The following is an 18,757-nucleotide window of genomic DNA, read 5'->3' on the forward strand; positions in this document are numbered from 1 at the left end:
AGCTCGGCGCGCGTGCCTGTGGTGGCCCGCGACGCCTCGACGTTTCCTCCGGTTGCAGTCGCCCCGCTTCTGCGTCGGGGCGTCCTGCGGCAGTCCCGCGCCGCCGTCAGGCGGTCTCGGCCTCGAGCGTGCGACGCAGGATCGTGACAAGATCGTCGATCTGCGACTTTTCGACGACCAGGGGCGGCGCGATGATACCCGCATCGCCGGTGAATTTGATGTGCAGCCCTTCCCAGAAAAGTTTTTTCTGGAGCTTGGTGCCGCGCGCGCCGGGCTTACCGCCCTCCGTTGCCACGTCGATCGCCGCCATCAGTCCGTAGCCACGGATATCCGTGACGATCTTGAGGTCGCGCAGGTCGAAGACAGCGTCGAGGAAGTAGCTCGAAAGCTCCGCCGCCCGGTCGAACAGCTTCTCGCGATTGTAGATTTCCATGGTCGCGAGCCCTGCCGCGCAGGCCGCCGGATGCGCCGAGTAGGTGTAGCCGTGGAAGAACTCGATCGCCCCCTCCGGCGCCTTGTTGACGACGGTGTCGTAGATCTCGTCCTTGACCGCGACGGCCCCCATCGGTTGAGCGCCATTGGTGATCGCCTTGGCCATCGTCATGATGTCGGGCGTGACGCCGAAGGCCTGCGAGGCGAACGGCTTGCCGAGCCGCCCGAAGCCGGTGATGACCTCGTCGAACACCAGCAGGATGCCGTGCTGGTCGCAGATTTCGCGCAAGCGCTCGAGATAGCCCTTCGGCGGCACCAGGCAGCCGGTCGAGCCCGCGATCGGTTCGACGAACACCGCCGCGATCGTCTGGCCGCCGTACATCTGCACGGCCCGCTCGAGATCGTTGGCGAGGTCGACGCCGCCGTGCTCGCCCTGACCGCGCGTATAGCGGTTCTCGGGCAGCCACGTGTGCCGGATGGTGGCGACGTACGGCATGGTCAGCGGGAAGGTGTCGCGGTTGCGCACCATGCCCGACAGCGAGACGCCGCCGATGTTGACGCCGTGGTAGGCCCGCTCGCGCGTCACCATGCGCATCCGCGCGTTCTGGCCGCGGGCGTTGTTGTAGGCCATCACGATCTTCAGCGCCGTGTCGATCGCCTCCGATCCCGAGTTGGCGAAGAACACGTGATTGATGCCGTCCGGCGTCAGCTTGGCCACTTCACGGGCGAGCTGGAAGGAGCCCGGGTGGCCGAGCTGGAAATGCGGCGTGTAGTCGTTCGTCTTGAGCTGCTGGTAGACGGCCTCGGAGATCTCCGTGCGGCCGTGCCCACAGGCGACGTTGAAGAGCGCCGACGAGCCGTCGAGCAGCTTGCCGCCCTTGTGGTCCCAGAAATAGCAGCCCTCGGCCTTTACGACGAGCCGGGGGTTTTCCTTGAAGTCCCGATTGCCGGAGAACGGCATCCAGTGCTCTTCCAGGGAGTTCGCATTGAACTGCATGACATCCTCACGATGATCTGGCGCCAGCCTCGGCCCTGCGCTCGCGCCGAGTGTGCGCGAAGTGCGTGGTCCAGGCAATGGCGCGCCGGTCGGCCGGGGGTCGACTTGCCTCGTCAAGGCGCTGACGGTAGCTTCGGCGGGGCGAGCGCCACAGAGCCAGTTGGCGGCCGATCTTGATTCCAGTCGATTGGTGTGGGCGCCGCCCGCGATGCGTGATCTGCTCTTTCATCTGCAGCCCCAGGGCCAGTCGAGCCTTCAGTCGCAGATTCGCGAAAAACTGGTCGATGCGATCACCGGCGGCCAGATTCCGAGGAACGAGCGCCTGCCGTCCTCGCGCCAGCTCTCGCGCATGCTCGGCGTCTCACGCAACACCGTGACGCTCGCGTATCAGACACTGATCGACGACGGCTTCATCGTCGCCCGCGAGCGCAGCGGCTATTTCGTCAACGAGGCGGTCCTCGACGGTCGCCTCTCGGCCCCCTCGCGCCAGCGCGACGGTCACATCGACTGGACCGGGCGCTTTCGCGTGCGCCCATCGCGCCAGGCCAACATCTCCAAGCCGACCGACTGGCACCGTCATCCGTTCCCGTTCATCTACGGTCAGGTCGACGATGCGCTCTTTCCGGTCGCCGAGTGGCGCGACTGCTCCCGCCGCGCGCTCGGCCGACAGTGGCTCGACACCTGGACCGCCGATCACCACGCCAGCGACGACGCCATGCTGGTCGAGCAGATCCGCACGCGCATCCTGCCACGCCGCGGCATCCTCGCCGACGACGACGAGATCCTGATCACCGTGGGTGCTCAGCAGGCTCTCTATCTCGTCGCGAGCCTCTTCGTGACCCCGCGCATGCGCGTCGGCATCGAAAACCCCGGCTATCCGGACATCCGCAACATCTTTTCGCTGCGCACCGATGCCGTCGTGCCACTTCCGCTCGATGCCGGCGGCCTCCTCGTCGGTCCCGAGATCGCGGGTTGCGGCCTCGTCTATACCACCCCGAGCCATCAGGCCCCGACCGGCGTGACGATGCCGGACGAGCGTCGACGCGCGCTGTTGGCCTGGGCCGAGAGCAGCGACGCGCTCATCGTAGAGGACGACTACGAACTCGAGACCAACTTCGTCTCCAAGCCCAGTCCAGCTTTGAAGTCGTGGGATCGCGACGGCCGCGTGATCTATGCCTCGAGCCTTTCGAAGACGCTCTTTCCGGGCCTGCGCCTGGGCTTCATCGTCGCCGATCCCGAGGTGATCCGCGAGGCACGCGCATTGCGGCGGTTGATGGTGCGCCATCCCCCCAACCTGCCGCAGCGCACCGCCGCCCTCTTCATCGCCCTCGGCCACTACGAATCGATGCTCATGCGCTACCGCCGCAGCCTCGCCGTTCGCTGGGCCGAGATGCGCCGCAGCGTGCGCGTGCACTTGCCGCGCCACGAACTGATGCCGAGCCTCGGCGGCTCCAGCGTGTGGCTGCGCGGGCCGGAAGGCTTCGATGCCAATCGTTTGGCCCGCGAGGTGCTCGAGGAAGGGGTTGTGCTCGAACCGGGCGACATCTATTTCGCCGACCGCGATCCGCCCCGCAACTGCTACCGCCTCGGCTTTTCGTCCATCGACGTCGGTGCCATCGACGAGGGCATACGGCGCATCGCCGAGGTCTCCCGGCGCCAGGAGCAGCGCTCGCCCGGCTCGCCATGACTGGATCTCACTGCGCGCGCTGGCACCAGAATTGCGGCGACCCTGGCTCTATCTGACCCCATTGCCCCGGCCCTAGATGAATGAGACGCGCGGCAAGTCGGCGGCGCCCTGCGCCCCTCCGCGTGCCCCTTAAACCCTGGCGGAGACTGCGGTCATGCTCATCGGCGTACCCAAAGAGATCAAGGTTCGAGAGTACCGGGTCGGCATGACGCCGACGAACGTGCGCGAGGTCGTAGCGCATGGCCACAGCGTCCTCGTGGAAACCGGTGCGGGCGATGGCATCGGCATCACGGATGCCGTCTATGAGCAGGCCGGCGCAAAGATCGCCGCCACTGCCGCCGACGTCTTCGCCAAGGCCGACATGATCGTGAAGGTCAAAGAGCCCCAGGCCGTGGAGCGCAAGATGCTGCGCAAGGGCCAGGTGCTGTTCACCTACCTGCACCTTGCTCCCGATCCGGCCCAGACCAAGGACCTCGTCGACAGTGGCGCCACCTGCATCGCCTACGAGACCGTGACGTCCTCTGCCGGCACTCTGCCGCTGCTCGCACCGATGTCCGAGGTCGCCGGCCGCCTCTCCATTCAGGCGGGGGCCTACTTCCTCGAGAAGGCCCATGGCGGCCACGGTGTTCTCCTCGGCGGCGTGCCGGGGGTCGATCCCGCGAAGGTGGTCGTCATCGGCGGCGGCGTCGTCGGCCGCCACGCCATCCACATCGCCCTCGGCATGGGCGCCGACGTCTGGGTGATCGACCGCAGCGTCGACGTGCTGCGCTCCCTCTGGATGCAGTTCGGCCGCCCGCTCAACACCGTCTTTTCCACCCGTGACGCCATCGAGAAGCACTGCATGGAAGCGGACCTCGTCATCGGTGGCGTTCTCATCCCCGGCGCGGCCGCACCCAAGCTCGTCACGCGCGATCTGGTCGCCAAGATGAAAACCGGCTCGGTGATCGTCGACGTCGCCATCGACCAGGGCGGCTGCTGTGAGACCTCCAAGCCGACGACGCACGACGACCCGACCTACATCGTCGATGGCGTCATCCACTATTGCGTCGCCAACATGCCCGGTGCCGTGCCCAAGACCTCGGCCCATGCCCTCAACAACGCCACGCTTCCGTTCGTGATGGCGCTTGCCGACAAGGGCTGGCGCAAGGCCCTCAAGGACAATCCTCATCTCAAGAACGGCCTCAACGTGCACGAAGGCAAGATCACGCACCCGGCCGTCGCCGAGGCCCTTGGCTATGCCTTCGTCGATCCGGACAGTGTCCTCTGATGTCTGCGGGAATAACCTTCCACGCTGCTCCCGGTAGCGCCACGGCCCGCGTCCTCGTCGACAACGAGCGCACGACGGTGACCGAATGGCGTTTCCGTCCCGGTGAAAACACCGGATGGCACCGCCACGAGCGTGACTACGTGGTGGTGCCGATGCTCGACGGGCGCGTCCGGCTGGCCGAGCCGGGCGGCATCGAGCGCGTCGTCGCCATGAAGGCAGGTGAGCCCTACTACCGCGCCGCTGGCGTCGAGCACGACGTCATCAACGCGGGTGACGCGGACTATGTCTTCATCGAGGTCGAATTCAAATAGCCGGCCATCGTGGTGGCGCCGTGCGCGCCGCTGCGCCGAACACTGCCGGGCACCTGTCAGGGAAGGAAAAACAAAGTGCGCATGACCACCGAGGAGGCCTTTGTCAAGGTGCTCCAGATGCATGGGATCGACCAGGCGTTCGGCATCATCGGCTCGGCCATGATGCCGATCTCGGATATTTTTCCGGCAGCCGGCATCACGTTCTGGGACTGCGCGCACGAGTGCAACGCCGGAATGATGGCCGACGGCTACACCCGCTCGACCGGCAAGATGTGCATGGCGATCGCGCAGAATGGGCCTGGCATCACCAATTTCGTAACGCCCATCAAGACCGCCTATTGGAACCACACGCCACTCCTGCTCGTTACCCCTCAGGCCGCCAACCGCACCATCGGTCAGGGCGGCTTTCAGGAGATCGAGCAGATGGCCCTCTTCGAGGATATGGTCTGCTACCAGGAAGAGGTGCGCGATCCGTCCCGCATCGCCGAGGTGTTGAACCGCGTCATCGAGAAGGCATGGCGGGCGAGCGCCCCTGCCCAGATCAACGTGCCGCGCGACTATTGGACCCAGGTGATCGACATCGATCTGCCCCAAGTCGTTCGCCTCGAGCGCCCGGCCGGCGGCGAGAGCGCCGTCGCCGATGCCGCCCGTCTGCTTTCCGAGGCGCGTTTTCCCGTGATCCTCAACGGCGCTGGTGTCGTCCTCGGCGGTGCCATCGAGGCGAGCCGCCTCCTCGCCGAACGGCTCGATGCGCCGGTCTGCTGCGGCTACCAGCACAACGACGCCTTTCCGGGCTCCCACCCGCTCTTTGCCGGACCGCTCGGCTACAACGGTTCGCGCGCGGCCATGGAGCTGATCTCGAAGGCCGACGTCGTGCTCGCGCTCGGCACCCGGCTCAACCCGTTCTCGACGCTTCCAGGCTACGGCATCGACTACTGGCCGAAGGACGCGCGGATCATCCAGGTGGATATCAATCCCGATCGCATCGGCCTCACCAAGAAGGTGACGGTCGGCATTTGCGGCGATGCCCGCAAGGTCGCCGAGGCGATCCTGCAGCGGCTCGCGCCGGCTGCGGGGGACGCTGGTCGCGCTGAGCGCAAGGCTCTGATCCACAAGACGAAGTCTGCCTGGCTGCAGGCCCTTTCGTCGATGGATCACGAGGACGACGATCCGGGGACCACCTGGAACGAGCGCGCCCGCGCCGCCCATCCGGACCGCATGTCGCCGCGCATGGCCTGGCGCGCCATCCAGGCGGCGCTGCCCAAGGAGGCGATCATTTCCTCCGACATCGGCAACAACTGCGCCATCGGCAACGCCTATCCGACCTTCGAAAAGGGGCGGAAATACCTGGCGCCTGGCCTTTTCGGCCCCTGCGGCTACGGTTTCCCCTCCATCCTCGGGGCCAAGATCGGTTGTCCCGACGTGCCTGTCGTGGGCTTCGCCGGCGACGGCGCCTTCGGCATCTCGATGAACGAGCTGACCGCCTGCGGCCGCGACGAATGGCCGGCCATAACGATGGTGATCTTCCGCAACTACCAGTGGGGAGCGGAAAAGCGCAATTCCACCCTCTGGTTCGACGACAATTTCGTCGGAACCGAGCTCGACCTCGACGTCAACTATGCGCGCATCGCCGAGGGCTGTGGCCTCAAAGGGGTGCAGGTGACGTCCATGGCGGCCCTGACGGAGGCGCTGCGCACCGCGATCGATGCTCAGATGAACGCCAAGGTCACGACCCTCATCGAGGTGATCCTCAACCAGGAACTCGGCGAACCGTTCCGTCGCGACGCCATGAAGAGGCCGGTTCGGGTCGCCGGCATCCGCCGGGAGGACATGCGCCCGCAGCAGGGCGCCTGATCAGCGTGGACGGCGGGTGGAGCGGGGTGAACCCGGGCCACCGCCGCGGCGAATGGATCGAATCGAAGGGCGGCGGGCGTGACGGGCGAATTTGCCGCATTGCCCCTCGGGCTCGGTGAAGCGGGGGCGGCGTTCCTCGCGCTCGCCGTGCTCGGCGCGGGCTTCGTGCGTGGCTACGCCGGCTTCGGCTTTTCCGCCCTCGTCGTCTCGGCGTCCGCCTTCGTCACCAATCCGCTCCTCGTCGTACCTGTCGTGATGCTCCTCGAGATCGCGGCGACCGTCGGCCAGGCGCCGCGTGCCTGGCCCGACCTCGACCGGCGTCTGACGCTTCTCCTCCTCGCCGGCGCCGTCGTTGCCTTGCCGCTCGCCGTGGCGCTGCTGACGCTGCTTTCGGTTGATCACCTGCGGCTGGTGATCTCGGGCTTCATCCTGGCCATCTCCCTGGCGCTGCTCATGGGCTGGACGTTGCGCCGCGCGATCGGGACGGGCGGCACCTTTGGTGTCGGCCTCGTCTCGGGCTTTGCCAATGCCGCTGCTGTCGGTGGGCTCCCGGTCGCGCTCTTCATGACGGCTCAGGCGATCCCCGCCCGCCGTTTCCGCGCGACCATGATTTTCTATCTGACCGCCATCGATCTCGCGGCCCTGCCGATGCTTTGGCTGGCCGGCGTCTTCACGCGCGAGAGCGTCGTTGCCGCTTTGTTAGCGCTGCCGCTCATGGTGCTCGGCGTCACCCTCGGCGGCCGTCGCTTCCTGTCGACCCCGCCCGAGAGCTTCCGGCGCATGGTGATCGCGCTGCTCGCCGTCCTGGCCGGCCTCGGCCTCGCGAAATCGCTGATTTGAACCGGCCGGGCGGCCATCGAGAAATGCCCGCCGCGGCGGCGCGGTGAGAGGTCGTCGGATTGACATCTATAGCGTAGTTATCCAAGTATATCGGAAATCGCGTATAACCGCATAACTTCGCTAGAGATCGATGGACCCGGTTCGCAATCCTTACTCGCCCGGCGCCGGCACGCAGCCCCCCGAACTGGCCGGGCGCGCGGCGTTGCTCGACATGGCATCGATCGCCCTGCAACGCATTGCTCGAGGCCGGGCGGCGCAGAGCCTGATCCTGGTTGGCCTGCGCGGTGTCGGCAAGACGGTTCTGCTCAACCGTATGCGCGAAATCGCCGAGGAGCACCACTATCGGACGGTTCTCATCGAGGCGCACGAAGGCAAGTCCCTGCCCGAGCTTCTGGCGCCGAGGTTGCGGGAAATCCTGTTGAACCTCAACCGCATGCATGCGGCCAAGGCCGCGTCCGGCAGGGCGTTGCGGGCGCTCGTGGGTTTCGTGCGCTCGATCAAGATCACGATCGGCGAGATCGACATCGGCATTGGCATGGGCTCGGACCAGGGTGTCGCCGACAGCGGCGACGTCGAGGCGGACCTGCCCGTGCTGATGGTTCTGGTCGCGCAGGCAGCCGAGGCGGCTGGAACTCCGGTTGCGATACTCATCGACGAGATCCAGTATTTGAAGTCGCAGGAGTTCAGCGCGCTGATCATGGCCATCCACGCCGTCAACCAGCGCAACCTGCCGCTGGCGCTGGTCGCCGCCGGCCTTCCGCAGACGCTTGGCCTCGCGGGCAATTCCAAGTCTTACGCGGAGCGACTGTTCAGGTTCCCCATGATCGGGCCGCTGACGCCCGAGGACGCGCGCACTGCGCTCGTTGATCCGGCGCGTGCGGAGGGGGTCGAATACACCGAGCCTGCCGTTGCGGAAATCCTCCGTGTAACGGAGCGCTACCCCTATTTCCTCCAGCAGTGGGGATATGAGGCCTGGAACGCGGCCGAAGCGAGCCCGATCGACATCGCGATCATGCCAGCCGTGACCGCGGCTGCGATCGCCGAGCTGGACGAGAGTTTTTTCAAGGTTCGCTTCGAGCGTTGCACGCCGTCGGAAAAGCGCTACATGCGTGCGCTCGCCGAGTTTGGCCCGGGGGCGCATCGCTCCGGAGACATCGCCGACCTGCTCGGTGTCAAGGTGCAGTCGGTCGGGCCGGTCCGCAACAGCCTCATCAAGAAGGGCATGATTTATTCGCCGTCGCACGGCGACACCGAGTTCACGGTCCCGATGTTCGACCAGTTCATGCGCCGTGTCATGCCACAGGTGCCACCGGCCTGAGCCCGCGGCCCCGCGCCATGCCTACCGCCCCATCGCCGAGCGTGGCAGGCGCACCGGAAAGCGTGCGCGGATCGCCTCGTCGACCTCGACCGGGATGTGGCGAGGATGAAAATCCGAGAGAATCGCCTTCTTGCGTGCGATGGCCGTCTCGATGATGTCCGGCCGTCCCGCCTCGTCCCACTCCTTGGGGCTCATGCGGTTGCCGATCTTGGGATAGATGTACTCCGTCTGCATCAGCGAAAGAGTCTGGCCGTGCCCGAGGTAGTGTCCGGGCCCGGAGAGACAAACGTCGCGGATGGTCTCGACCGAGAGCGCCTCGTCCCCGACATCGATGCCGCGCACGCAGCGCATGCACTGCCCCAGCATGTCGTTGTCGATGATGAGGCTTTCCAGGCAGAAGCCGAGCAGCGAGGCGTGCATGCCGGCGGACTCGTAGACGAGATTGACGCCCGCGAGCCCGGCCATGACGTTGGTGATGCCCTTTTCATAGCCGGCCTGGACGTCCGGCAGCTTGGAATCCGCCATGCCCGCCGCCGAGCCACCAGGGAGATCGAAATACTGCGCCATCTGCCCGCACGCCGCCGTCAGCAGCGCCTGCTCGCCCGAGCCGCCCGACATCGCCCCGGTTCTGAGGTCGGAAACGAATGGCCACGTCCCGAAAATTGCCGGGTGGCCGGGCACGAGCGCGTTGACGTAGACGAGCCCGCCGAGCACTTCCGCGACCGCCTGCACCACAGCACCTGCTATCGCGGCCGGCGCCGTCGCGCCCGCCTGACCCGCCGACAGCAACAGCACCGGCATGCCACCCCGCACCGCCGCTTCGAGACACCGGCAGGCGTCCTCGGCGAACTTCAGCGGCGGCACGACGAAGCAGTTCGATTGCGAGACGAAGGGCCGCGCCCGCCATTTGTCCTCCCCGCCTGCCACCATGTGCAGCATGGCGATCGTCTCGTCGACGTGCTCGGGCAGAACGAAGCTGGCGCCGACGTGTTTTCGCGTCGCCGATACCGCCGCATAGACGGTATTGAAATCGAGATCGCGCGGGTCAGGCAGGTCGCGCGCCACCATCGGGCGCTGGAAGTAGTGGATGTTGTCCATCAGCTCGACGATGCGCCCTGCGTCGTAGATGTCCTTGAGATAGGATTCGCGATAGCTGCGCGTCTCGAGGTCGACCACGTGCACCGCCGCCCCGGCGGTTCCGTAGTGCACCTTGCGCCCCATGGGGTGCAGGTCGTGCTCCTCGCTCTGACCGTAGAGCGGGAAATGCCGGGCCGCGCCCGCGATCACATCCTCGACCACCGCCCGCGGGAATTTGAGGCGGCCACCTTCGTAGATGGCGCCGCGCGCGGTGCACGCCTCGATGCAGCTCGGGATGGCGTCGGCGTAGCCGATCTCTTCCAGAACCGTGAAAACCGCGTCGGCGATGCGCTTTTGCGCGGCGGCATCGAGCGGCTGGAAGCGACCGCCCTCGAGGCCGGCGCGCACGGGAGCAAGGTCCGCCGCCAGCGGTTGAGAGCGAAGCTCCCGCCGCGCGTCGCGTCCCCCGCTCCTGCGCTTGCGAGCGCTCGTCTCTTCGATCGCGGCCATGATAACCTCCAGAGCCAATGCGCCTTGCCCCGCATGTTGCGCCGCGGGCATGGCGCGCCGCGTCGGCCTTGCCGCGCGCAATTCGTCGATCATCTCGTGGCAGAATTCGCCTTTCGGCGCGCGACCGGATGCGACGCCCAATGGCGTCCTGGGAGTTCCCGATCAGCCGCGGCGGGGCAGCGGCTGTGTCGGCTCGATCTCGGCGCATTCTCCGTCGCCGCGGGCCTGAACGACGAAAACCGTGGCATTGTCCTGGTAGGGCTCGGCCGCGGCCGCGACCGCCTCGAGCAGCGCATCCGCTACTCGATCCGCGCCTTCCCCCTGCTGCCGACGCAGGATCGCCTCGATGACCCCTTCCGGCAACGTTTCCAGTCCGTCGCTTGCCAGCAGGACGCAGTCGTTGGCCTCGAGTGCGATCGGCTCGTCCGGCAGGTCGATCATTTCCATCGAGCGCCCCGTGAGCGCCGAGCGCAGATGGTGTCGTCGCGGCGAATGACGGGCCTCGAGGCGGTCCATGAGGCCGCGCTCGGCGAGGTCGTCGAGAACCGGTGCCATGGAATGGTCGGCGTTGAGGCGACGCAGCCGACCGTTCCGGAAGAGATAGAGGAGCGAATCACCAACGCTGACCCAGCGCAGCCCGTCGGCATCGATGACCGCCGACACCAGCGTACAGCCCATGCCGTCGAACTGCGGTTCCTCGATCGTCCGCTGCATGATGGCGGCGTTGGCCGCCTCGAGGGCCGAGAACCGGCGGTCCCTTTCGGTGCTGCGTCGCATGACGTCGAGGAAGGCCTCGACCGCCGTCCGGCTGGCCTCCTCGCCCGCGGCATGTCCGCCCATCCCGTCGGCGACGACGGCGACCAGCATTTGCGCCCCTGCATCGCTCCCGTCGGCTGCGAGCACGGTGGAGCCGCAGGCATCCTCCTGGTTTTCACGGGCGCCGATGATCGCGGCACTGGCATGGGCGAAATGCGTGATGCTCATTCGAGATCGGCGAACTCCGACCAATCGAAGTCTTCCCCGCAGAACGGCACGAACACCATCTGCGTCTGGCCCATCGTGATGACGTCAATGGGCTGGAGCTTCACTGCCGAGGTCGGTTTGTGCTCGTTGACCGAGACGACGTTGGTCTTCGAGAGGTTGGGAACGAAAAGGAATTCGCGGTCCGCCGCATCGTAGCGGACGTAGGCCTGCTCCTGGCTCGAAATCGAATCGTCGCCGAAGTCGATCGGCACGCGGTTCGTGGTCGCCCGCCCGATGGTGTTGTTGCCGGTAAAGAGCGGTCGGAACGCACCGAGCCCCGGTCCACCGATGATCACCAGCCAGGCAACCACCGGCTCCTGGTGGAAATCGGTCCGCGTCGGACGGCGCTGGCCTCGGATGATCTGGGTCTTGGGAACGTTCATCGCGCTGCTGTCTCCCCGGATCTGAGGCGTCGGGCGCGCCTCGGCGCCGCTGCTTGGCGGCGGAGCGGCGGGCCGCACCGCACGCTCGGCGGAGCCGCCGGCGTGCGACTCGCTGGATGCGGGCTGTTGGATCGCCTCGGCCCGGTTTGCCGCATCGGCATCCTCGTTGGCAAGTGCGTCGTTGACGGCATTGAGCGCCTGGCGAAGCGAATCCTGTCGTTGCGCGAGTGTCTCGACCGGGCGAGGTGGCTTGTCGGCGCGCCGCGCGATCACCACCATCTGCTCTTCCGCGGCCCCGGGCGCGTTGGGCGTCGCCGCCGGGCGTCCGCCCGCCCCCGCGTCCGCTCGACGATCGTCACCAGCCATCGCAACCTCCCCCTGGTATCCGGCCTGCCGCCGGCTCGGCGTCTTCGCCATCGAGCTGAGCCCCGCCATACTCCCGGCCCGAGCACGAATTGTTGCCGCGCCAGTTGGCGAACTTGTGGCGGTCGCGACCAATTGTCACGGTCGCGTTCGCCGGGCCGCCGACATCCTCGGCGTCTCGAGCGTCGCTCGCCGGCCCCCGTCCGCCTGTGGACGGTCCGACACCGATGGCGCACATCTCCTTACTTCGGCCATTTGCTGTTGCCAGCAATCACCATCATCGTATGGCATGGCCTGAACGAGGCCGCTACGCTGCGTGGGGTCCAGGCAATAGGGCCGAGCCGGGACGGCAGGGGGATCATGGACCATCTGCTCGCATTGCCGCAGGGAACCGAGCTCGTCGGCGATTTCAGCCTGAAACGGGTGCTCGGCGCTGGCGGCTTCGGGATCACCTATCTGGCGCGCGACCTCCAGCTCGATCGCAATGTCGCGATCAAGGAGTATTTCCCGAGCGAATTCGCCGCGCGCGAGGGCGCCGCGATGGTCCGCTGCCGCTCCCAGTCGAGCGAAGTCGACTATCGCACCGGCCTCGAGCGGTTCGTCGACGAGGCTCAGGCGCTGGCCCGCTTCGAACATCCCAACATCGTGCGCGTGTTCCGCTACTTCCGCGCCAACAATACGGCCTACATGGTGCTGCAGTTCGAGGCTGGGCGGAGCCTGAAGGGCTGGCTCGACGATCTCGGCCGTCGCCCGCTCCAGTCGGAACTCGACAGCATCCTCTTGCCCTTGCTCGACGCGCTCGAGCTGCTCCACGCCAACGACTTCCTGCACCGCGACATTGCGCCCGACAACATCCTGATCCGGCCGGACGGTTCGCCCGTCCTCATCGACTTCGGCTCGGCGCGCGGCGATCTCGCCGAGCGCTCGCGCACCGTCAGCGCCATCGTCAAGCCGGGGTATTCACCGTTCGAGCAGTATTCCTCGCGCGGCCAGCGCCAGGGGCCCTGGACCGACATTTACGCCCTGGCGGCAACGCTCTATCACGCGATCACCGGCGAGCGCCCGCTCGATGCCCCTTCGCGCATGTCCGGCAGCGAGATCCGCCCGGCTCGCGCGGTTGGTCAAGGCGACTACCGGCCCGGATTTCTCGCGGCGATCGACCAGGCGCTGATGGTGCGTGCCGAAAGCCGCCCGCAATCCATTGCTGCCTGGCGCCGCATGCTGTTCGGTCCGACGGAGCCGCCACGGGTCTACGTCGGCGCGCCGCAGCAGGCGCGAGCGCTGGCCCCGAGCCCATCGCCAGGACCAGCTCAGGCGCATGCCCAGACCCATGGCAAGTCCCCGGTCGAGGTGACTGCTCATACGACCCACCTTCACGCCCACGCGCCGGCCCCCGGCCCGCAGCCCCAAGGCTCGCAGGCACAGAGCCCGCAGGCGAGCGTCGCGAGTCCGCCTCAGATCGCTGCCCGCCCGCCGGCTGGCACGCAGACCGGAGCCCCGTCCCGCAATCCGCCCGCCGCCGGCATGCCACCCCAGCAGACCCGCAAGATCGAGACCGGAGCCGCCCCGCCCCTGGTCTGGAAGCGGCACGAGCGCCCGGTGGACGTCGCACGGCCCGACGGCGAATTCCCGCTTTCGCCGGCAGGAAGGGAGGGCGAGGCAGTCAACTCCGCTCCGCCCGGTGCGCCGCTCGGCACGCCAGCCGATGTTCCCCGCTCACTGAGCCGCCCGCCGCGCTCCCAGCCCGCTGTGGCCGCTGGCCTCGGCCTCGCCGGCCGCCTCGCGCGCGCGCTCGCCGACAAGCTCCAGGGGGCAGCGAGTGCCTTCGACGAGCCGACACACCGGCCTGCCCCGCCCGCTCAGGCCGCTCGGCCCATCGACAGCGGGCCGTCTGCCCCGGTGGCCGGAGCGACCATGCCCTCGTCGCGGTTCGACGAGGAGTTGCAGGCGAGCGTTGCACGCGTCGAGGCCGAGATCGAGGCGGCCCGTCTCAACGCCGCAAAGGCCGTCGAAGCGCGTGCCGCCGCCGCCGCCCGCGAGGCCAAGCGCCTCGCCAGCCGGGAGCAGGCTGCCGCCCGCCGTGCCGAACGCCGGTTGGAACGCCAGATGCGCTGGTCCGCCTTCGAGGCGCGTCTCGGCGCGGCGACGCGCGCGGGTTTGCGCACCGGAGTTCGCCTCGCCCTCTTCGGCGGGATCGTCTTTTTCGCCGTCAAGATGCCCGGCCTCATATCGCAACCCAACATCATTCCGACGGCCGCCGTCGGTATTTCGCTCGATGCCGGACCGAGCGCGGTTGGCCTGGCGCGCACGCTACGCGGCCACGAGGCACCGGTTCTCGCCCTGGCATACGGGTCAGCGGACCGCCGACTGATCTCGATCGACAGCGCGCAGGGCATGCTGATCTGGGATCTCGAGGGCTCGGAGAAGCCGCAGCATCTCCGCCTCGACGGTGAAAGCATTACTGCTCTCGAGACCGACGCGCTCCAGTTGTTGGTCGGCCGTGCGACGGGCGCGCTCGATGTCGTGGACCGCCGAACCGGCGGGACCCGGGCGATCCGCGGCGGGGAGGGTGGCGCCATTACTGCAGTCGCTCTCCTCAGAGATGGCCGGCGGGACCATGCCGTGGCCGCGATCGCCGATGGCTCGCTCCGCCTCTACGATCTAGGGCGCGGACGCTATCGCACGATGCGGGATTCCGGTTCACCGGTGACCGCGATGGCGACCGCCACCCAGACGGCGGACGAATTGGTCATCGGCGGACAGGACGCGGCCGTCAGAATCTACAGTTTGCGCCGCAACCGCGTCCTGCAGACCTTCCATGCCCATGCAGACGGGGTATCGGCGCTGGCCTGGGCGCGCGAGGCCGGGCTCATCGCTTCCGGCAGCCGCGACCGCTCCATCAAGGTCTGGGATCCGAACTCGCCGGCCAGCCTCAAGACCCTCAGCGGCCACGAGGGTACCATCACCGCGCTCGCGTTCACGCCGGACGGCCGTCACCTCGTCAGTGCGAGTGAGGACCACACCATCAGATTGTGGGATCTCGCGAGCGGCCGTTTGGAGCACACGTTCATCGGCCATACTGCGGCTGTCCGCGCCATCGCCCTCATCGGTGATGGTGCCTGGCTGGCGAGCGCGGGCGACGACGAGTCGATCCGCATCTGGGGGTTGGCCCAGCAGCCGCCGGGCGCCTCGTGAGGCTGTCAAGGCAAAGCCGCCCTTGAGCGGTTCGAAGGAGCTGCATCCGTGAGCGGTGGCGGCAACGATGACGACCACGACGGCGAGGTGGAGAGCGGTGCGCCGACTGGCTACGCCTCGCCCCCCTGTTTCATACATGAGATCGATCCGGCATACGCCGGCTTGGCGGGCGACGGTGCATGGCTGGACGTCGCGCGCTGGCGCAAGGCCGAGCGCGAGCGTCTGATCGCCGCCCGTCTCGCCCTTTCGCCCACCGAGCGCGAAGCGGGATCGGGCGAAATCGCCCGCGCCCTGGACGATCTGCTTCCATCGAGCGGCGACGTCGTCGTCAGCCTCTATTGGCCGTTCCGCGGTGAGCCGGACCTGCGCACTTGGATGGCGCGGGCCGTTGCGCGCGGTCTGCGCGTCGCGCTGCCGGTGGTCGTGGCCAAGGCGACCCCGCTGGTGTTCCGCGAATGGACCCCGGGTTGCGCGATGACGAGAGGTGTTTGGGGCATCCCGATCCCGGCGGAGACCGCGCCAACGCTGCTGCCGACCGTGGTCATCGCTCCGCTCGTCGGCTGCGATCCGGCTTGCTACCGGCTCGGCTATGGGGGTGGGTTCTTCGATCGCACACTCGCGCAACTGGCTCGCCTCGGCCGGCCGGCGCTGGCGATCGGAGTCGGCTTCCACGTCGCGGAGATCCCGACGATCTACCCGCAACTCCATGATATTCCAATGGATTGGATCGTCGTCGCGGGTCAGCCGGTGCGCCGACGCCCGGCCTGAAGGCTATTGCACATCCGTGCGGCAGGCCAGCAGGAATCACCCCGAAAAGAAACAGCCGCCCGATGCTCGCGCGCATCGGACGGCTGCAATCACTGCGGCGGATCAGGAGGCTTGGCGACGATGCTCGGCGATCGCCTTCTCGAGCATCGTGTATTCCTCGCAGCTCGTCCCGCAGATCGTCTTGATCTGCTCGAGCTCACCGAGCGCGGCGACGACGTCGCCCTTCATCAGGTGCGCCTCGCCGAGGTACTCGCGCGCGACCACGTAGTTCGGATCGATGCTGAGCGCGCGGGCGTAGTAGCCGAAGGCTCCGTCCACGTCGCCGAGTTTACGCATGGAAAAGCCGATGTACGTCAGCACGCGGGGGTCGTTGGTGTGCTCGGCCTGCTTCAGCGTCGTCACGGCGTCCGCGTATTCGCCCCGCATCGCCATCCAGTAGCCCACCGCATAGATGTCCTCGGGGCTCAGCTGCGAGGTGTGGCGCTTGATGCAGCGCTTCTGCTTTTCCGAGCCCTCGGCGTACTGCCGGCAGGGTTCGGGTATGGTCGTCGTGGTGGTGCTCGGCGTCTCGCCCTTTGCGGCCACCGGCTGGCCCGACGTCGCGAGGGCGCCGATCCCGACGATGGCGGCAACGGCGCCACAAATCGCCAATTGGCCGAGTGCTTTCGAAGTCGATGCCATACGGCTCTCCATTGAGCGTTCAGAAACGAGGAATCTTCATCGGCGTGATTGAACCGCCATCATACACGCAAGTTGCCACCTTGGATCATCAAAGTGGTGTGACGATGTCCACATCCCCGGCCGTCGTGCTCCGGCAGGAGCGATGCGACAGGGACGGCCACGCCGTTCCGCGATTGGAGGAACGAGAGGCGAATTCGCGGTTGCCGGCGCCTCGAGGTGGCATGAACGCAGGGCTTCACCGGTCCTCCCGAGCGGCCAGCGCCTGTTCGACCTCGGCGTCCTCCCGGAACAGTTTTTCGAGATCGGCCGTCGCCTTGCGGGCGCCCTCGCGCAGTTTCTCGGCATCCTGGTAGTGCTCGTGCTCCTCGATGAGGCGCCGCTGGTCGTAGGCCGCGAATGTTTCGACCGTCCGGCGCGCCTCCCGCTCGCTGATGCCGAGCCCGCGCAGGACATCGTGCGCCAGCGCCACGGCGGAGTGGAAGGCTTCGCGCTGCAACAGATGGACCCCGAGGTCCATGAGCTTGTGTGCGTGTTCGCGATCGTGTGCCCGCGCGTAGACGGGCACGTGTGGAAAGTGCGTGCGCATCACTTCGGCCGTCTTGAGTGATCGTTCGACGTCGTCCACCGCGAGCACGAAAGCGCGGGCACTGCGTGTGTTGGCGGCGTTGAGGATGTCCAGGCGGCTGGTGTCGCCATAGTAGGCCTCGCTGCCGAAGGCCCGCACCAGCTTGACTTGCTGCACCGAGGCTTCGAGGGCAGTGAACGGGATTCCCTTGGCCTTGAGGATGCGCGCGACGATCTGCGCGAAGCGCCCGAAACCGGCAATGACGACGTGACTGTCGGCCTCTGGCATGCTTTCGAATTCGTCCTGCCCCCCTTTGCCCGCAATGCGACGAAGGCGCTCCTCCAGCACGAGCAGAAGCGGTGTCAGCGCCATCGAGATCGTGACGACGAGGGTGAGCAGGTCGGCGAGTTTGCGATCGAGAAGCCCACCACCGACGGCGGACGTCATGATGACGAAGGCGAATTCGCCGCCCTGCGCCAATGCCACAGCGAGCCGTCGCGATTCGGCGTGGCTGAGGCCCTGTTGGCGACCCGTGGCATAGAGGACGACGCCTTTGACGGCCACCAGCCCGACCACCAGCAGCAGCACCAGCGTGGGTTGCTGGGCGAGGATGCGAAAGTCGATGGTCATGCCGATGGCGGTGAAGAAGAGCCCGAGCAGGAGCCCCTCGAACGGTTGGATGTCGGCCTGGATCTGATGGCGGAACTCGGATTCGGCGAGCAGAAGCCCGGCAAGGAATGCACCGAGCGCGGCCGACAGCCCCGCCATCTCCATGAGAAGTGCGACGCCGACCACCGTGAGGAGCGCCGTTGCGGTCATGGATTCCCGCACGCCCGACGAGGCGACCAGCCGGTAGATGTGCGGCAGCACGTAGTGGCCGACCCCAACCACCGCGGCCACGATAGCGATGCCCTTTATCGCGCCGACCGCATCCATGCCCTGAGTGCGGGCGCCGAGTGCCGCCACCAGCGCGATCATCGGGATGGCGGCGATGTCCTGCAGCAGCAGAATTGCAAAGGACAGGCGCCCGTGCCGGGTCTGCAGTTCGCGCCGTTCCTCGAGGATTTGCAGCACGAACGCCGTGGAGGAAAGCGAGAGCGCCATCGCCAGGATGACGGCCGCGCCGATCGGGACGCCGAAGAGGAGCCCGGCTGCGAGCAGCGCCATCGTGGTCGGCACCAGCTGCATGGCACCGCCACCGAACACCGAGCGCCGCATCGACCAGAGCCGTCTCGGCTTCAATTCGAGACCGATCAGGAACAGCAGCATGACGACGCCGAGTTCGGCGAAATGCAGAATGCCCTTGACCTCGTAGAGGCCATAGACGAAGCCGAGTCCGAACGGTCCGATGAGCACACCGGCCGCCAGATAGCCGAGCACCGAGCCGATCCGCAGCAGCCGCGCAGCAGGTGCCGCGAACACGGCCGCGGCCAGATAAACGACCGCCTCGAGGAGCAAACTGTCCTTCACCCGCCTCTCCCCGCTT

Annotated in this window: 13 protein-coding genes and 1 pseudogene; 8 read left to right on the forward strand and 6 right to left on the reverse strand. The window is 67.2% G+C overall.

Annotated features, from left to right (window positions below; genetic code table 11):
• Positions 1-106: 106 nt before the first annotated feature.
• Entirely contained in the window at positions 107-1,429 is a 1,323-nt protein-coding gene (locus GC150_02985) for an aminotransferase class III-fold pyridoxal phosphate-dependent enzyme (GenBank protein MBI1383860.1), read from the reverse strand.
• A gap of 208 nt (positions 1,430-1,637) precedes the next feature.
• On the opposite strand from GC150_02985, the gene GC150_02990 reads away from it, so the two are divergent.
• The 6 genes from GC150_02990 to GC150_03015 all read left to right on the forward strand — a co-directional run bounded on the left by GC150_02990 (position 1,638) and on the right by GC150_03015 (position 8,706).
• Positions 1,638-3,116 (forward strand): aminotransferase class I/II-fold pyridoxal phosphate-dependent enzyme, encoded by a 1,479-nt coding sequence (locus GC150_02990; protein ID MBI1383861.1) that lies wholly within the window; start codon positions 1,638-1,640, stop codon positions 3,114-3,116.
• A gap of 154 nt (positions 3,117-3,270) precedes the next feature.
• Positions 3,271-4,383 carry an alanine dehydrogenase gene (gene ald / locus GC150_02995; GenBank protein MBI1383862.1) on the forward strand — a complete coding sequence of 371 codons (1,113 nt, stop codon included), beginning with the start codon at positions 3,271-3,273 and terminating at the stop codon, positions 4,381-4,383.
• Complete coding sequence (locus tag GC150_03000) at positions 4,383-4,694, forward strand: cupin domain-containing protein (GenBank protein ID MBI1383863.1); 312 nt, start codon at positions 4,383-4,385, stop codon at positions 4,692-4,694. Before ald ends, GC150_03000 begins: the two co-directional genes overlap by 1 nt.
• Before the next feature lie 75 nt (positions 4,695-4,769).
• Positions 4,770-6,548, forward strand: coding sequence for a sulfoacetaldehyde acetyltransferase (gene xsc / locus GC150_03005; GenBank protein MBI1383864.1), 1,779 nt, complete (start codon positions 4,770-4,772; stop codon positions 6,546-6,548).
• Positions 6,549-6,647: 99 nt separating this feature from the next.
• A complete protein-coding gene (locus tag GC150_03010) occupies positions 6,648-7,388 on the forward strand; it encodes a TSUP family transporter (protein ID MBI1383865.1) in 741 nt (246 codons plus the stop codon).
• Positions 7,389-7,518: 130 nt separating this feature from the next.
• Positions 7,519-8,706, forward strand: coding sequence for an AAA family ATPase (locus GC150_03015; GenBank protein ID MBI1383866.1), 1,188 nt, complete (start codon positions 7,519-7,521; stop codon positions 8,704-8,706).
• A gap of 21 nt (positions 8,707-8,727) precedes the next feature.
• On the opposite strand, the gene GC150_03020 is transcribed toward GC150_03015, so the two are convergent.
• The 3 genes from GC150_03020 to GC150_03030 all read right to left on the reverse strand — a co-directional run bounded on the left by GC150_03020 (position 8,728) and on the right by GC150_03030 (position 12,065).
• Positions 8,728-10,344, reverse strand: coding sequence for a methyltransferase (locus GC150_03020; protein ID MBI1383867.1), 1,617 nt, complete (start codon positions 10,342-10,344; stop codon positions 8,728-8,730).
• A gap of 111 nt (positions 10,345-10,455) precedes the next feature.
• The gene (locus GC150_03025; protein ID MBI1383868.1) at positions 10,456-11,277 is read right to left on the reverse strand and encodes a SpoIIE family protein phosphatase; all 822 of its coding nucleotides are present in this window, start codon (positions 11,275-11,277) and stop codon (positions 10,456-10,458) included.
• Positions 11,274-12,065, reverse strand: a complete 792-nt coding sequence (locus GC150_03030) for an FHA domain-containing protein (protein MBI1383869.1) — start codon at positions 12,063-12,065, stop codon at positions 11,274-11,276. Before GC150_03030 ends, GC150_03025 begins: the two co-directional genes overlap by 4 nt.
• 357 nt (positions 12,066-12,422) lie before the next feature.
• Here GC150_03030 and GC150_03035 point away from each other — a divergent pair.
• Together GC150_03035 and GC150_03040 are read left to right on the forward strand one after the other, a co-directional pair.
• Positions 12,423-13,277, forward strand: a pseudogene (locus GC150_03035) (protein kinase).
• Positions 13,278-15,344: 2,067 nt separating this feature from the next.
• A complete protein-coding gene (locus GC150_03040; GenBank protein MBI1383870.1) occupies positions 15,345-16,025 on the forward strand; it encodes a 5-formyltetrahydrofolate cyclo-ligase in 681 nt (226 codons plus the stop codon).
• Positions 16,026-16,127: 102 nt separating this feature from the next.
• On the opposite strand, the gene GC150_03045 is transcribed toward GC150_03040, so the two are convergent.
• Positions 16,128-16,706: a hypothetical protein gene (locus GC150_03045; protein MBI1383871.1), complete on the reverse strand. Its 579-nt coding sequence runs from the start codon at positions 16,704-16,706 to the stop codon at positions 16,128-16,130.
• Positions 16,707-16,941: 235 nt separating this feature from the next.
• Positions 16,942-18,729 carry a glutathione-regulated potassium-efflux system protein KefB gene (locus GC150_03050; GenBank protein MBI1383872.1) on the reverse strand — a complete coding sequence of 596 codons (1,788 nt, stop codon included), beginning with the start codon at positions 18,727-18,729 and terminating at the stop codon, positions 16,942-16,944.
• Positions 18,730-18,757: the final 28 nt, after the last annotated feature.

The organism is Hyphomicrobiales bacterium (genome assembly GCA_016125495.1).
Taxonomy (GTDB): domain Bacteria; phylum Pseudomonadota; class Alphaproteobacteria; order Rhizobiales; family RI-29; genus RI-29.

Coding starts and splice junctions, on each gene's coding strand:
- GC150_03020 (MBI1383867.1), bottom strand. CDS start 10,344: ATGCCCGCGGCGCAACATGCGGGGCAAGGCGCATTGGCTCTGGAGGTT.
- GC150_03025 (MBI1383868.1), bottom strand. CDS start 11,277: ATGAGCATCACGCATTTCGCCCATGCCAGTGCCGCGATCATCGGCGCC.
- GC150_03045 (MBI1383871.1), bottom strand. CDS start 16,706: ATGGCATCGACTTCGAAAGCACTCGGCCAATTGGCGATTTGTGGCGCC.
- GC150_03000 (MBI1383863.1), top strand. CDS start 4,383: ATGTCTGCGGGAATAACCTTCCACGCTGCTCCCGGTAGCGCCACGGCC.
- GC150_02985 (MBI1383860.1), bottom strand. CDS start 1,429: ATGCAGTTCAATGCGAACTCCCTGGAAGAGCACTGGATGCCGTTCTCC.
- ald (MBI1383862.1), top strand. CDS start 3,271: ATGCTCATCGGCGTACCCAAAGAGATCAAGGTTCGAGAGTACCGGGTC.
- GC150_02990 (MBI1383861.1), top strand. CDS start 1,638: ATGCGTGATCTGCTCTTTCATCTGCAGCCCCAGGGCCAGTCGAGCCTT.
- GC150_03015 (MBI1383866.1), top strand. CDS start 7,519: ATGGACCCGGTTCGCAATCCTTACTCGCCCGGCGCCGGCACGCAGCCC.
- GC150_03030 (MBI1383869.1), bottom strand. CDS start 12,065: ATGGCTGGTGACGATCGTCGAGCGGACGCGGGGGCGGGCGGACGCCCG.